The organism is Geothrix sp. 21YS21S-4 (assembly GCF_030845995.1).
Classification (GTDB): Bacteria; Acidobacteriota; Holophagae; order Holophagales; family Holophagaceae; genus Geothrix.
This window is the reverse complement of the sequence record NZ_CP132719.1, coordinates 479,951-494,860: the sequence shown is the minus strand read 5'-3', so window position 1 is coordinate 494,860 and position 14,910 is coordinate 479,951. Positions and strand designations below refer to the sequence as shown.

At 69.3% G+C, this 14,910-nt stretch carries 9 protein-coding genes and 2 riboswitches; of the genes, 7 read left to right on the top strand and 2 right to left on the bottom strand.

Going from position 1 to position 14,910, the window contains the following annotated elements; all coding sequences use genetic code 11:
- Positions 1-42 precede the first annotated feature (42 nt).
- Entirely contained in the window at positions 43-2,373 is a 2,331-nt protein-coding gene (locus RAH39_RS02345; RefSeq protein WP_306591198.1) for a M4 family metallopeptidase, read from the top strand.
- Positions 2,374-2,526: 153 nt separating this feature from the next.
- Here RAH39_RS02345 and RAH39_RS02340 read toward each other — a convergent pair whose 3' ends face one another.
- Complete coding sequence (locus RAH39_RS02340) at positions 2,527-4,209, bottom strand: DNA repair protein RecN (RefSeq protein ID WP_306591197.1); 1,683 nt, start codon at positions 4,207-4,209, stop codon at positions 2,527-2,529.
- A gap of 63 nt (positions 4,210-4,272) precedes the next feature.
- Here RAH39_RS02340 and RAH39_RS02335 point away from each other — a divergent pair, with 63 nt between their 5' ends.
- The 5 genes from RAH39_RS02335 (at position 4,273) to metH (ending at position 12,283) form a co-directional block, all read left to right on the top strand.
- Complete coding sequence (locus RAH39_RS02335; RefSeq protein WP_306591196.1) at positions 4,273-5,274, top strand: PLP-dependent cysteine synthase family protein; 1,002 nt, start codon at positions 4,273-4,275, stop codon at positions 5,272-5,274.
- The gene (locus RAH39_RS02330) at positions 5,271-6,233 is read left to right on the top strand and encodes an alpha-ketoacid dehydrogenase subunit beta (RefSeq protein WP_306591195.1); all 963 of its coding nucleotides are present in this window, start codon (positions 5,271-5,273) and stop codon (positions 6,231-6,233) included. The genes RAH39_RS02335 and RAH39_RS02330 overlap by 4 nt, the downstream gene beginning before the upstream one ends.
- 61 nt (positions 6,234-6,294) lie before the next feature.
- Positions 6,295-6,398, top strand: a riboswitch (SAM riboswitch).
- Positions 6,399-6,474: 76 nt separating this feature from the next.
- Positions 6,475-8,337 carry a bifunctional homocysteine S-methyltransferase/methylenetetrahydrofolate reductase gene (locus tag RAH39_RS02325; protein ID WP_306591194.1) on the top strand — a complete coding sequence of 621 codons (1,863 nt, stop codon included), beginning with the start codon at positions 6,475-6,477 and terminating at the stop codon, positions 8,335-8,337.
- A 122-nt stretch (positions 8,338-8,459) separates the two neighbouring features.
- Positions 8,460-8,747, top strand: a complete 288-nt coding sequence (locus RAH39_RS02320) for a 2Fe-2S iron-sulfur cluster-binding protein (protein ID WP_306591193.1) — start codon at positions 8,460-8,462, stop codon at positions 8,745-8,747.
- Between the two features lie 110 nt (positions 8,748-8,857).
- Positions 8,858-12,283, top strand: coding sequence for a methionine synthase (metH, locus tag RAH39_RS02315; protein WP_306591192.1), 3,426 nt, complete (start codon positions 8,858-8,860; stop codon positions 12,281-12,283).
- 166 nt (positions 12,284-12,449) lie between these two features.
- Here the strand turns inward: metH and bamE are convergent, their stop codons facing one another.
- Positions 12,450-12,926 carry an outer membrane protein assembly factor BamE domain-containing protein gene (gene bamE, locus RAH39_RS02310; RefSeq protein WP_306591191.1) on the bottom strand — a complete coding sequence of 159 codons (477 nt, stop codon included), beginning with the start codon at positions 12,924-12,926 and terminating at the stop codon, positions 12,450-12,452.
- A 187-nt stretch (positions 12,927-13,113) separates the two neighbouring features.
- Positions 13,114-13,214, top strand: a riboswitch (SAM riboswitch).
- Positions 13,215-13,602: 388 nt separating this feature from the next.
- On the opposite strand from bamE, the gene RAH39_RS02305 reads away from it, so the two are divergent.
- Complete coding sequence (locus RAH39_RS02305) at positions 13,603-14,898, top strand: O-acetylhomoserine aminocarboxypropyltransferase/cysteine synthase family protein (RefSeq protein ID WP_306591190.1); 1,296 nt, start codon at positions 13,603-13,605, stop codon at positions 14,896-14,898.
- Positions 14,899-14,910 lie beyond the last annotated feature (12 nt).

The window sequence follows — 14,910 nt, the reverse complement described above, 5'->3', positions numbered from 1 at the left end:
GCGGCGCCAACCTCCATCCTCCCACCTTGAAGGAGTTGCCCCATGGCGACTACCAAGGGCCGTATGGCTCTGTCCTTCCTCACCGCGGCCCTCGCCGCCGGTGCCCTGATCGCCCGCACCCCGCAGGAGACCCTGCGCGTGGACGCCGCCGCCAGCCGCCTGCTGGCGAACCGCAGCCAGCTCGGCCTGGACGCCGACAACGGCTTCCACCTCCGGGACGCGCACTCGGACAAGCTGGGCCAGACCCACGGCCACTTCGCCCAGCTCTACAAGGGCGTGCGCGTGTGGGGCGGCGACGCGATCACGCACATCGCCAAGGACGGTTCCGAACTGCCCCTCACCAACGCCCTCCACCGCGCCATCCAGTTGAACGTGAACCCCTCCATCGAGGCCGGCGAGGCCCTGGCCGCCGTGCAGGCCGACCTGGCCCCCAAGGGCGCCTACGCCTACGCGCCCACCTCGGAACTGGTCGTGTATCCCGAGACCGTCGAGGTCGTCCGGCCCGGCCGCCGCCGCATCGACGACGCCAACGCCGAGGACCTGACCCGGGAAGTCCTCCGCTTCACCCTCGCCTACCACGTCCACACCGAACTCGAGAACGACCAGGACGGCATCAAGCACACCGACTACCTGGTGAATGCCCACACGGGCGCCATCCTCAAGAAGTGGAACGCCCTCCACACCACCGCCGCCGTCGGCACCGGCAAGAGCCAGTACAACGGCACGGTCTCGCTGCCCACGAACTACACCGGCAGCACCTACGAAATGCGCGACATGACGCGCGGCAGCGGCGGGAGCTTCGGGAACAACGTGGTCACCAACGCGAACCACGCGGCCGACACCTCCACCACGAAGGGCACCATCTATACCGACGCCGACAACACCTGGGGCGACAGCGCCAACTACGTGGAAGGCTCCTCCACCACCGCGGCCAACGGCCAGACCGCCGCCGTGGACGCCATGTTCGGCATGATGGAGTCCTGGGACTTCTACAAGAACGTCTTCGGGCGCAACGGCATCGATGGCGCCGGCACGGCCACCTACAGCCGCGTCCACATCGGCAACAGCTACGACAACGCCTTCTGGTCCGACACCTGCTTCTGCATGACCTACGGCGACGGCTCCAGCTTCACCACCCTCACCGCCCTCGACGTGGCCGGCCACGAGATGAGCCACGGCGTCTGCGCCCGCACCGCGAACCTCACCTACTCCGGCGAGTCGGGCGGCCTGAACGAGGCCAACTCCGACATCTTCGGCACGATGATCGAGTTCTATTCCCGCGGCGGATCGGGCGCCACCATCGGAAACACCGGCGGCAACTGGACCATCGGCGAGCAGCTGGCCTCCACGCCCCTCCGCTACATGTACAAGCCCAGCCTGGACGGCGCGAGCCCCGACGCCTGGTCCTCCACCACCAAGAACCTGGACGTCCACTACTCCAGCGGCCCCATGAACCGCTGCTTCTACTTCCTGAGCCAGGGCGCCACCACCAGCGGCAACACCAGCACCACCTACCTCCCCAGCGGGATGACGGGCGTGGGCAACGACAAGGCCGCCGCCATCTGGTTCCGCGCCCTCAGCACCTACATGACCTCCAGCACCAACTATGCCGGCGCCCGCACCGCCGCCATCAGCGCCGTGAAGGATCTCTACGGAGCCGGCAGCGCCGAAGAGCAGGCCGTGTGGAACGCCTTCCACGGCATCAACGTGGGCAATGCCTGGTCCGGCGGCAGCTCCGACACCACCGCCCCCACCGTCTCCGCCTCCGAATCCGGAACCAGCGGAACCATCACCTTCTCCGCCACCGCCACGGACAATGTCGGCGTGAGCAAGGTCGAGTTCTACGTGGACGGCGTGCTCAAGGGGACGGACACCACCAGCCCCTACAGCATCACCCTCGACAGCACCACCCTGACCAACGGCAGCCACAGCCTGGTGGCCAAGGCCTATGACGCCGCGAACAACGTGGGCACCAGCACCACCGTCACCTTCACGGTCAGCAACAGCACCGGCAGCACCACCTACAACGAGGTGGAGAGCAACAACAGCCTCAGCTCCGCCAACGTCGTGGCCGACACCATCACCAAGATCGTGGGCTACATGAGCACCACCTCGGACATCGACTACTTCAAGGTCAACGTCCAGCCCAGCAAGTCCATCACCGTGAACATGACGGGCCCCAGCGGCGTGGACTACGACCTCTACTTCCTCAACAGCAGCGGCACCACGCTGAAGAGCAGCCTGGGCTCCACCGCCACCGAGACCGTCACCTACACCAATACCTCGTCCACGGCGACGGTGTTCTACATCAAGGTGATCGCCTACAGCGGCTCCAGCACCACGACCCCCTACAACCTGGCGCTCACCCGCTGAGGTTTCCCGCTCCCCGAAAGAGGGCCGCATCCGCGGCCCTCTTTCTTTGCTTCAAAAAGATCATCGCCAGGAACCCATCAACGAGGGCAGACCTTTTCTTGGTGTCTTCGTGCCTGGGTGGTGAGCCTTACCCTCGTTGAAGGCAGAGCGGCATCACCCTTCCAGCAGCACCTTGGCGTGCTCCAGGGCCTCGACGCGGTCGGGATGGCCGGACAGGAGCCGGGCCAGTTCCCGGTGGCGCGCCTCTCCGGCCACCCAACCCAGGGCGCTGCGGGTGCGGCCGCCTTCGGTCTCCTTGCGCAGGCGGCCATGCCGGTCCGCCCGGGCCGCCACCTGGGCGAGGTGGGTGACCGCCAGCACCTGATGGGCTCGACCCAACTCTGCCACGGCGCGGCCGACGGCGAGGGCCGTCTCTCCGCCCAGCCCCGCGTCCACTTCGTCCAGGACGAGCGTCAGGCCGCCCTTGACGCCCACGCCGAGGGCCAATCCCGCGCCCACCAGCGCCAGCATTAGCCGGCTCAATTCGCCGCCGGAGGCGATGCGGGCCAGGGGGCGGAAGCCCTCGCCGGGGTTGGGCTCGATCCAGATGGCCAGGGTCGAGAAGCCCGCCGCGGAAACTCGCACGGGCCGCCCCGCCTGATGGACCGGACTGCCGGCCTCCTCCGCGAGGGAAAGCCGGAGCTGGATCCGCGCGCCCTTCATGCCCAAGCGCCCCAGCCGCTTCTGAACCTCTCCCTCCAGCTTCGGCAGGGCGGCCGCCCGCCGGGCGTGCAGCGCCTCCGCCGCCTTCCGATAGCTCTCCGCCACCCGGTCCAGGGCCGCCTCCAGCGTCTTCAGCGGCGCGTCGCCCGCCAGGAGGGACCGCTGCTCCTCGCGCAGCGTCTGCACCAGGGGCGCCAGCTCCTCCGGTTCGCAGCGGTGGCGACGCGCGAGGCGCTCGTAGAGGGCGAGCCGCGCCTCCATCGCCTCGATGCGGTCCGCGCCCGCCTGGGCCCATCGAAGGGCCTGGTCCTGGGTCAGCGCCAGGAGATCCTCCAGCTCCAAGGCGGCGGAGCGGAGGCGATCCTGCTCTGCCACCGCGTCCGGCCAATGGGCGACGGCCCGGACCAGCGACTTGTGGGCCAGCTCCACCTTGGGGAGCCCCGCGCCCAGCGCCTCCGCCGCCTCCCGGAAGGCCTGCTCCAGGTGGACGGCGTGGCGCAGGGGTTCGCGATCAGCCTTGAGCTGCGCCCATTCGCCGGGCTTGGGCTCCAGCTTCTCAAGGTCCGCGAGGAATTCCGCCAGCCGCTCCAGCCGCGCCTCGCGGTCGGCTTCGCTCCGCCGCCGGGCGCGGAGGGCGCTCTCCGCCTCGCGCACCGCGGCGGCCTCGGCTTCCAGCCCGGGCTCGATCCCCAGCACCTCGTCGATCAGCGCCAGGTGCCGCTCCTCGCCCAGCAGCGACTGGTGGTCGTGCTGGCTGGTGAGCCGCATCCACAGGCGGCCCGCTTCTTTCAGATCCGCCAGGGCGCAGCTCGCGCCGTTGATCCAGGCCCGGCTCCGGCCGGATCCCACCTCGCGGCGCAGGATCACCGGCTGCTCGTCGGGCAGGCCCCGCTCCGCGAGAAAGGCCTGCCAGGCCTCGAAGCGCCCTTCAACCACCGCCTCCACCGTGGCCCGGTCCGCGCCGTGGCGGACCAGCTCCGCGTCCCCGCGGGCGCCCACCAGCAGCGACAGCGCGTCCACCAGCAGCGACTTGCCCGCCCCGGTCTCGCCGGTGAGCACCGTAAATCCCGGCCCCCATTCCAGCGACAGATCCTCCACCAAGGCCAGGTTCTGGATGCGGAGGGAGGAGAGCATGGAATCAGTCTAGCGGGAGGGAGGCGGCCTTCCCGCCCGTCATACTGGATCCTGGAGGATCCCATGCCCTACCGGAAGCCCAGCGGCAGCATCCTGGAGGCCATCGGCAATACGCCGCTGGTCCGCCTGCGCCGCGTCGTCGCCGACCTGCCGGTGGAAGCCTTCGCCAAGCTCGAGTTCCTCAATCCCATGGGCAGCAGCAAGGACCGCATCTCGAAGCACATGATCGAAGCCGCGGAGCGGGACGGCCGCCTGAAGCCCGGCGACACCATCATCGAGAACTCCTCGGGCAACACCGCCATGGGCCTGGCGCTGATGGCGATCCAGAAGGGCTACCGCCTGAAGGTCGTGGTGCGGGACACCATCTCTCAGGAGAAGCTGAACCAGCTCCTGGCGCTGGGCGCCGAGGTCCACAAGGTGGACACCCGCCTGCCGCCGGAGCATCCGGACAGCTACAACAACATCACGCCGCGCCTCGCCCGGGAGCTGCCCCACTGCTTCTTCCCCGACCAGCACGGCAACCGCGAGAACAACGCCGCCCACTACGCCGGGACGGGACCGGAAGTCTGGGAGCAGATGGAGGGCCGCATCGACGTGTTCGTGGCGGGCGCCGGAACGGGCGGCACCGTGGGCGGCGTGGGCCGCTACCTCAAGGAGAAGGATCCGAAGATCAAGGTGGTGGCCGTGGATCCCGTGGGTTCCGTCTTCTCGCCCCATTTCCGCGGCGAGAAGGCTCTGAAGGCCAGCCCCTACCGGCTGGAGGGCCTCGGCGACGAGTTCCTGATCCCCACCATGGAGTTCGACCTCATCGACGAGATGCTCCAGGTGACGGACGCCCAGGCCTTCCACCACGCGCGGCGGCTGGTGCGCGAGGAGGGCGTCCTGGGCGGAGGCTCCAGCGGCGCGGCCCTGTGGGCGGTGCGCCAAGTGGCGGCGAGCCTGCCGCCCATGGACCGCCCGGCGCGCATCGTCACTGTTTTCCCCGACGGCGCCGGCCGCTACCTCAGCAGCATTTTCAACGACGCGTGGCTGGCCGAGCGGGGCCTGCTGGAGTCCGAAGCGTGACCGCCTTCTCCGGCACCTACGTCGAGGCGATCCGCCAGGCGCTCCACGACGCGATGGAGGCCGATCCCCGGGTCTGCTGCCTGGGCGAGGACATCGGCGTCTACGGCGGGGCCTTCCGCGCCACCGAGGGCCTGCTGGAACGCTTCGGCGCAGCGCGCGTGATCGACACGCCCATCTCCGAGCAGGCCATCGCGGGCGCGGCCATCGGCGCCGCGCTGATGGGGCAGCGGCCCGTGGCGGAGTTCCAGTTCATGGACTTCGCCCTCCTGGCGTCGGACCTCATCGTGAACTTCGCGGCCAAGGCCCACTGGCGCTGGGGCGCCACCGTCCCCACCGTGTTCCGCGGCCCGAGCGGCGCCGGGAACGGCGGCGGCCCCTTCCACAGCCAGAATCCGGAGGGCCACTTCCTGGGCAGCCCGGGGCTCAAGGTGGTGGCACCGGGTACCGTGCGCGACGCCTACGCCCTCCTACGCGCCGCCATCGAGGATCCGGATCCCGTGCTGTTCCTGGAGCACAAGCACCTCTACCGCCGCCTCAAGGACCAGTGGGAGGAACCGCCGGCGGCCCGCCTGGGCGAAGCCGCCCTGCGGAGGGACGGGGCGCGCGCCTGCGTCGTGACCTACGGCGCCGCCCAGCACGCGGCGCTGGAGGCCCTCGCCGATCTGGACGTGGCCGTCCTGGATCTCCGCACCCTGTGGCCCCTCGACGAGGAGGCCGTTGCGACGCTGGCGAAGCGCACCCACCGCGTCCTGGTGCTCACCGAGGCCAGCCTCAACTACGGCCCCGGCGCCGAACTGGCCGCGCGCATCGGCGAGACCTGCTTCGGCTGGCTGGACGCGCCGGTGATGCGCCTCGGCGCCGCGGACACCCCCGTCCCCGCAAGCTCTCCCCTGGAAGCCGCCTACCTCCCGGGTCCGGCGCAGATCCGCGCGGGCCTGGACCGCCTCCTGGCCTGGTGAGCGATTGACGGAGGGGACCCGCTGCGGGCAACCTGTTTCCTCGCTCTTTGGCAGTCCGATAGCGCTATCCAGAAAGGTGGAGGGAAAGGCCCTGTGAAACCTTGGCAACCTGCGAACGCAAGGTGCCAACTCCTGCCCCCGGTCTCGCCGGGGGGAAGATACCAATCCGATCAGACTGGCCCGAGACCCTCTGGATGCCGATGAAGACTGCCCTGAGCGCCACCCCGGCGCAGGCGCATCCATGACCTTCCCCTCCTTCCAGCAGGCCCTCGACGCGGGCGAATGCTTCCTCTTCGACGGGAGCACCGCCACGGCCCTGCACGACCGGGGCATCACCCTCCAACGCAGCTTCGAGGAGTGCAACCTCAAGGCGCCGGACCTGCTGCTGGCCATTCACGGCGAGTTCCTGGCCGCCGGCGCCCAGGTGCTCACCACCAACACCTGGGGCGCGGGCCGGCTGAAGCTCGCCGCCCGGGGCCTCGACGCCCAGATGGACGCCATCAACCGGGAGGGCGTGGCCCTGGCCCGGCAGGCCGTCGCCCAGCAGGGCGCCCGCGCCTGGGTGGCGGGGTGCATCGGCCCTCTGGGGATCCGGATCGAACCCTGGGGGCCCACCTCCTTCGACGAGGCCCGCGCCCTGTTCCGGGAGCAGGCCGCCTCCCTGATCGAAGCCGGCGCCGACCTCATCGTCCTCGAAGGCTTCGAGGACCTGAACGAGATCCGCCAGGCTCTGCTCGCCGTGCAGGAGCTGGCGCCCCTCCCCATCGCGGCCCTGATGACCACCAATGACGAGGGGCAGGCCCTCTTCGGCGCGGAGCCCGACTGGTTCATCAAGCAGCTGGACGCCTGGGGCGCCCACCTGGTGGGACTCATCGGGGGGAACGGCCCGGCGCCCCACCTCCGCCTGCTGGACCGCCTCAAGGCCGCCACGGCCAAGCCCATCGTTCTGCAGCCGAATCCGGGCCTCCCCCGGCAGGTGGACGGGCGGCTGATCTACGGCGCCAGTCCCGAGTACCTGGGCGAGTTCGCCGCCCGCGCCCTGGCCGCCGGAGCGCGGGCCGTGGGCGGGTGCAGCGGCACCACCGCCGCCCACATCCGCGCCATGCGCGGCGCCTTCCGCCAGGAGCGGGCCTTCATCCAGGGAAGCAGCGGCTTCGAGCCCAAGCCCCACGAGCAGCCCCAGCCGGAGGTTCCCTTCGCCTACCGCAGCCACTTCAGCCTGAAGCTGGCCCAGGGCGAGTTCGTCCACACCGTGGAGCTGGTGCCTCCGCGGGGCATGGAGTACGACAAGCTGCTCGCCAAGACCCGCCAGTGCCGGGCCCTGGGCGTGGACGCCATCAACGTCCCCGACGGGCCCCGCGCCATGGCCCGCATGTCCGCCCTCGCCACGGCCCTGATCATCGAGCAGCGCGTGGGCGTGGAGACCATCCTCCACTACGCCTGCCGCGACCGGAACCTGCTGGGGATGCAGAGCGACCTGCTGGGCGCCGCGGGGCTGGGCCTCCGCAACCTCTTGGCCGTGACCGGCGACCCGCCCAAGCTGGGCCCCTATCCCCAGGCCACCGCCGTCTTCGACGTGGATTCCATCGGGCTCGTCAACATGCTCAAGCGGCTGAACACCGGCCTGGATCTGGGCGGCGCCGGCATCGGCAAGCCCACCTCCTTCAGCGTGGGCGTGGGCGCCAACCCCGCCGCCACCGACCTGGACCGCGAGAAGTCCCGCTTCCGCTACAAGGTGGAAGCCGGCGCGCAATGGGCCATCACCCAGCCCATCTTCGAGGCCGACACCCTGTTCCGGTTCCTCGATTTCACCGAGGCCCTCGACGGGAAGGGAGGTCTGCCCATCATCGCCGGCATCTGGCCCCTCAAGAGCCTGCGCAACGCCGAGTTCATGGCCAACGAAGTGCCCGGCGCCTTCGTCCCCCCCGCGATCCTGGCCCGCATGGCGAAATGGTCCACCGCCGAGGACCAGGTGAAGGAGGGCCTCGCCATCGCCCAGGAGGTCATCGAAACCATCCGCCCCCGCGTGCGCGGCCTCCAACTGAGCGCCCCCTTCGGCCAAGTCGAACTCGTCGCGCCGCTGCTGCCGAAACGGGAGGAATAAGTGAAGAACACCTGCTCACCACCAAGACACCAAGGCACCAAGAACTGCAAAAACCTGTTCTTGTCTTTCTTGGTGTCTTGGTGCCTTGGTGGTGATCTTTCCCTCCGTGAATCGGGTGTTCCATGTCCGTGAAGGTCCACTTCCTCCTGGAGGATCTGCTGGTGGAGGCGCCCGCGGGGGCGGCGCTGCAGCGGATCGCCGACGCGGCGGGGGCGGACATCACCTTCGGCTGCCGGACGGGCTCCTGCGGCACCTGCCGCGTCCGCGTCGCCCGGGGCCTGGCGCACTGCAACGAACCCAGCCCCGAAGAGCGCGACTTCCTGAAGGGCCTGGACGCGCCTCCCGACCAGCGCCTCGCCTGCCAGGTCAGCGTCCACGGGGACGTGGACATCGAGTATTTGGGGATTTGAAAAACATGAAACCGCAGATGACGCAGAGTTCGCAGATGAAAAGCCACGACGCGCTTCTTCATTCATCTGCGCCCATCTGCGACATCTGCGGTTAAACGCAAGGCCTTCCCATGACGACCCTCGACACCCTCCTCCGCGACAAGGTGCTGCTCCTGGACGGCGGGATGGGGACCCAGATCTTCGCCCGGCAGCCCACGGTGGAGGACTACGGCGGCGCGGCGCTGGAGGGCTGCGTGGATCTGCTCACCGAGCGGCGGCCCCAGTGGATCCGCGAGATCCACGAGAGCTATTTCCGGGCCGGGGCCGACGCGGTGGAGACCAACACCTTCGGCGCGAATCCGCTGGTGCTGGGGGAATTCGGGCTCTCGGACCAGGCCTACGCCCTCAACGTCCAGGCCGCCTCCCTCGCGAAGGAAGTGGCCCGCAGCTTCGACCGGTCGCGGTTCGTGGTGGGTTCCGTGGGACCGGGCACCAAGCTGATCACCCTGGGGCACGTGGGCTATGCGGAGCTGCTGGCCTCGTACCGCGTCCAGATGGAGGGCCTGCTGGACGGCGGCGCCGACGCCATCCTCATCGAGACCTGCCAGGACCTGGGCCAAATCAAAGTGGCCGTGCGAGCCGCGCGGGAGGCCATGGCCGCCAAGCAGCGCCGGATCCCGCTGTGGGTGCAGGCCACGGTGGAAACCACCGGCACCCTGCTGGTGGGCTCGGACATCTCCGCCGTCCTCACCAGCGTCGAGCCGCTGGGCATCGACGTCCTGGGCCTCAACTGTGCCACGGGGCCCGACGAGATGCACATGCACCTGCAGACCCTCGCGGAGGCCAGCCCCTTTTCCATCAGCTGCCTACCCAACGCCGGGCTTCCGCAGAACGTGGGCGGCCAGGTGGTCTACCCGCTGGATCCGGCGACCTTCGCGCCCAAGGTGCTGCACGCGGCCCGGGAGTTCGGGCTGGCCATCGTCGGCGGCTGCTGCGGCACCACGCCGGACCATATCCGGGCCCTCGCGCCCGGCGTGGAGAAGCTCGATCCGCCGAAGCGCGCGCCGAAGCTGGAGCGCAGCGCCGCCAGCCTCTACCAGAGCGTGACCCTGCGGCAGGAGCCCGCGCCGCTCATCGTCGGCGAGCGCACGAACGCGAACGGGTCCAAGAAATTCCGCGACCTGCTGGCCGCCGAGGACTGGGACGGCCTCGTCGCCCTGGCCAAAGACCAGCAGCGGGAAGGCGCGCACCTGCTGGACCTCTGCGTGGCCTTCGTGGGGCGTGACGAAGTGCGGGATGTGGACGAGCTGCTGGGGCGCCTGATCTCGCAGGTGACGCTGCCCCTGATGATCGACAGCACCGAGGTGCCCGTCCTCGAACGGGCTCTCCAGCGGAGCCCCGGCAAGTGCGTGGTGAACTCCATCAACTTCGAGGACGGCGAGGCCAAGGCCCGCCGGATCCTGGACCTGTGCCGCACCTACGGCGCCGCGGTGGTGGGCCTCACCATCGACGAGCGCGGCATGGCGAAGACCCGGGAGGAGAAGCTGGAAGTGGCGCGGCGGCTGCACGCCCTCGCGGTGGGCGAGTACGGCCTGGATCCCGGTGACCTGATCCTCGATCCCCTCACCTTCACCCTGGGCAGCGGGGACGAGGCCTTCCGCGGATCGGCGGTGGAGACGCTCGAGGCCCTGCGGCTGATCAAAGCCGAACTTCCGGGCGTGATGACGCTGCTCGGCGTCAGCAACGTGAGCTTCGGTCTGAACCCCGCCACCCGCCACGTCCTGAACGCCCTCATGCTCTACCACGGAGTGAAGCACGGCCTGGACATGGCGATCTTCAACGCCTCGAAGGTCATTCCCGTGGCGTCCATCGATCCCGAGGACCGGCGCATCGTGGAGGACCTGATCTTCGACCGGCGGAGCGAGGGCTACGATCCGCTGAAAGCCGTCCTGGCGCGGTTCAGCGGCCGGCAGGCCGCCGCGGCGGAATCCCGGGCCGACCTGCCCGTCCTGGAGCGCCTCCGCCGCGGCATCCTGGACGGCGGCAAACAGGCGATCCTCGCCGACGTGGACGAGGCCCTGAAGGACCACGATCCCCTGATGCTCATCAACGAGGTGCTTCTGGGCGCCATGAAAGTGGTGGGCGAGCGCTTCGGCGCGGGCGAGATGCAGCTCCCCTTCGTCCTGGAGAGCGCCGAGGCCATGAAGGCCGCCATCCGCCGCATCGAGCCGCACCTGCCCAAGGGCGAAGGCGCGGACTACCGGAAGGGCCGCATCCTGCTGGCCACCGTGAAGGGCGACGTGCACGACATCGGCAAGAACCTGGTGGACATCATCCTCAGCAACAACGGGTTCGAGGTGAAGAACCTGGGCATCAAGCAGCCCATCGAGGCCATCGTCAAGGAACTGGAGGCGTGGCCCGCGGACGCCATCGGGCTGTCCGGGCTGCTGGTGAAGTCCACGGTCGTGATGAAGGAGGACCTCCACTACCTGGAGGAGCAGGGCCGGCGCGTGCCCGTCATCCTGGGCGGCGCGGCCCTCACCCGCGACTACGTGGAAGGCGACTGCCGCCGCGCCTACTCGGGGCCCGTCCTCTACGCCGAAGACGCCTTCGAGGGGCTGCGGCACATGCAGGCTCTCGTCTCGCCCGGCGCGTCGACGGAAATCCCCGTCCCCGCTCCAACCGCGGGAGAGGACATCCGGATCCTGCGGCGGGGCGGCGCCTCCGTGCCGCTGACCACGCAGGGACAGAGCAGCTGGGTCCGCCACGACGCTCCGCCGCCGGAGCCGCCCTTCTGGGGCGTGCGGGAACTGGCGGACGCGCCCGCGGACCTGTTCGAGTTCCTGGACGCGTTCGCCCTGATCCGCAACCGGTGGGGGTTCGCGCAGGGCAAGCTCAGCGACGCGGCCTTCGTCGCCGTCCTGCGGGACAAGGCCGAGCCCCAGCTCGCCGCCTGGAAGACGCGCCTGGCCGCCGATCCCGTCCTCCAGCCGAAGGCCCGCTACGGCTACTTCCCGGCGCAGGCCGACGGCGACGCCCTGCGGGTGTTCGACCCCGCGGATCCCAAGCGCCTCCTCGCCCGGCTGGCCTTCCCGCGCCAGGCGGCGGGGCGGCGCCTCTGCATCGCGGACTTCTTCCGCGCCGACCGCCGCGACGTCCTGGCGCTCCAACTCGTCACCCTGGGCCAGGCCGCCGCGGACCACGCGGTACAGCTCTACGCCGAGGACGGCTACGCCGACTACTTCGCCTTCCACGGCCTAGCGACGGAGCTGACGGAAGCCTACGCCGAGCGCGTCCACGCCCGCATCCGGCGCGAGCTGGGCATCGACGGCAAGGATCTGCCGGGACGCGCCCTGTTCGCCCAGGGCTACCAGGGTTCCCGCTATTCCTACGGCTATCCCGCGTGTCCCGACCTCGAAGGCAACGCCGCGCTTCTCGACCTGCTGCGCGGCGAAGCCATCGGCGTCCGCCTCAGCGAGACCCATCAGATGGACCCCGAATACACCACCAGCGCCCTCGTGGCCTGGCATCCGCAGGCGCGGTACTTCAGCGCCTGATGCCACATTGCATTTAAAAAATAAGAATCACCACCAAGACACGAAGGGCGCCAAGAACCGCATCAACCGCGGGCATGGCTTTTCTTGGTGCCTTGGTGGTGAAAAATCTTGGGTCTTGATCGCCCATCCGTTACGAGGAATGCCGCGGAGACGCCGCGGCAGCGTGCTATTGGGCCTTCGCCTTGTCCAGCACCTTATGCCTCAAATCCTTGAACTCATCTTCCGAAATGAGGCCGTCCTTCTTCAGCTTTTCCAGCTTCTCCAGCTCGGTTCGCAGATCAAAGGCAGCCGGAGCGACGGGAGCCGGCTGGGCTTCGAAAACCCCCTTCGCCGGAATCCCCTGCGCGGCCCTTCCGGCTTGCAGGTCCTCGCGGGTGCCGAACGCATCGACCTTGCCGTTGACGAGCCGGATGTAGCGGGAGCGCGAATTGATCTTGATGGCGCCGTACCGATCGTAGGCCTCGTATTCGTACACGTCCGTGTCGTTGACGGTGGAAATCCGGCTCGGGCTTCCCACGCGCTCGATCACTTCTTTCTTCGTCATTCCGATGCGGATCTTCGCCACGTCCATGTCGGGGCTGACGCACCCCACCATCAGCGCGAAAGGGACTGCCAGGGACAGGATCAAGGGATGGCGGCGCATGGGGGGAACTCCAAATTCGAGGCAGAGCGGCCCCGAGGCGAGGCCGACGAGGGATGCGAAGGCATCGTACCAGGTCGAACGCGACCGGGCGCTTTCGACCGGCTTGCCACGGAGATCCTTCTGCACTACTTTGGTTCACCGGCCCTGCGGGGCCGTTCTCTTACGAGTTCCTTGCCAGTTCCATAGCGAGTTATCCAGAAAGGTGGAGGGACGGGCCCTGTGAAACCTTGGCAACCTGCGAAAGCAAGGTGCCAATTCCTGCCGCGAGTCATCGCGGAGAGATGTCGAGCTGTGTCGAACTGATGCAGACGCCGAAGGGCCCGCATAGTCGGGCCCTTCGGCGTCTAGGAGCCGATCGCCCGCCCCACGAGGCCCGCGCTGGGAGCGACGGCCGAACATGGCAAGGAGCGCGACCGAAGGCATGGTGGATCCATGTCGAGGGAGCGGGACGATGCCAGGCGAAGGCCGCCGCCCCAGCCCTCCGGGACGAGGCCAGCCTCACGCCCAGCAGCGTTGGCACGCTTGGACGATGTCCCCCATCGCCCGGCGCGCGCCGCCTCGCTGGACATAAGGCTGGCCGGCGTCGCGGGCCCCGTGGGACGGGCGATCGGCTCCCCATCCTGGACTTGCTTGGACTGCGGGCCTCGCCCTTTCCATCCCTTTTCCAGGAGCCGCCATGGGCGCCACCGCCACCCGCACCCCCCGCTTCGAAACCCTCGCCCTGCACGGGGGCCACAGCCCGGATTCCGATACGAAGAGCCGCGCCGTGCCCATCTACCAGACCACCAGCTACGTGTTCGACTCCGCGGAGCACGGCGCCAAGCTGTTCAGCCTGGAGGTGCCGGGGAACATCTACACCCGCATCACCAACCCCACCACCGCCGTGCTTGAAGCGCGCGTGGCGCAGCTCGAAGGCGGAATTGGCGCGTTGGCCGTGGCTTCGGGCCAGGCCGCCATCGCCCTGACGCTGACGACCCTCCTCCGCGGCGGTGATCACGTGGTGGCGGGCGACAACCTCTATGGCGGGACCTACAACCTCCTCCGCCACACCCTGCCGCGCACCGGCGTCACCACGACGTTCGTGGACTCGAGGAATCCCGAGGCCTTCCGCGCCGCGATCACCCCCGCCACCCGCGCCGTCTATCTGGAGGCCCTGGGCAATCCCAAGCTGGACGTGCCCGAATTCGAGGTGATCGCGGCCATCGCCCACGAGGCGGGCATTCCGCTCATCGTGGACAACACCTTGCCCAGCCCCTACCTGCTCAACCCGCTGGCCCACGGGGCGGACATCGTGGTTCACAGCGCCACCAAGTTCCTGGGGGGGCACGGCACCTCCGTCGCGGGCGTCATCGTGGACGGCGGCAAGTTCGACTGGCGGTCGGGCCGCTTCCCGGAGTTCACGGAACCCTTCGCCGCCTACCACGGCGCCGTGCTGGCGGACCTCGCCGGCCCCGCGGCCTTCATCGCCAAGGCCCGCATCGAGGGGCTGCGCGACACGGGCGCGGCCCTGAGCCCCTTCAACGCGTTCCTCATCCTCCAGGGCATCGAGACCCTCCCCCTGCGGCTGGAGCGCCACGGACAAAACGCCCTGGCGCTGGCCCAGTGGCTGGAGAACCACCCCAAGGTGGCGTGGGTGAACTATCCCGGCCTTCCCGCCAGCGAGAACCACGCCGCGGCGGCGCGCTACTTCCGTCCCGGCGCGGGCTTCGGCGGGATCCTCACCTTCGGCGTGCGCGGCGGCCTGGATGCCGGGAAGGCCGTCATCGACCGCGTGGAAATCTTCTCTCGCCTGGCCAACGTGGGCGACGCCAAGAGCCTGATCATCCATCCCGCCAGCACCACCCACCAGCAGCTCTCCTCCGCGGAGCGCGCGACCACGGGCGTCACCGACGACCTCATCCGCCTGAGCGTGGGCCTGGAACATGTGGACGACCTGATCGAGGATCTCGACCAGGCCCTGCTGTCCGCCTGACCGCCCTTCCAC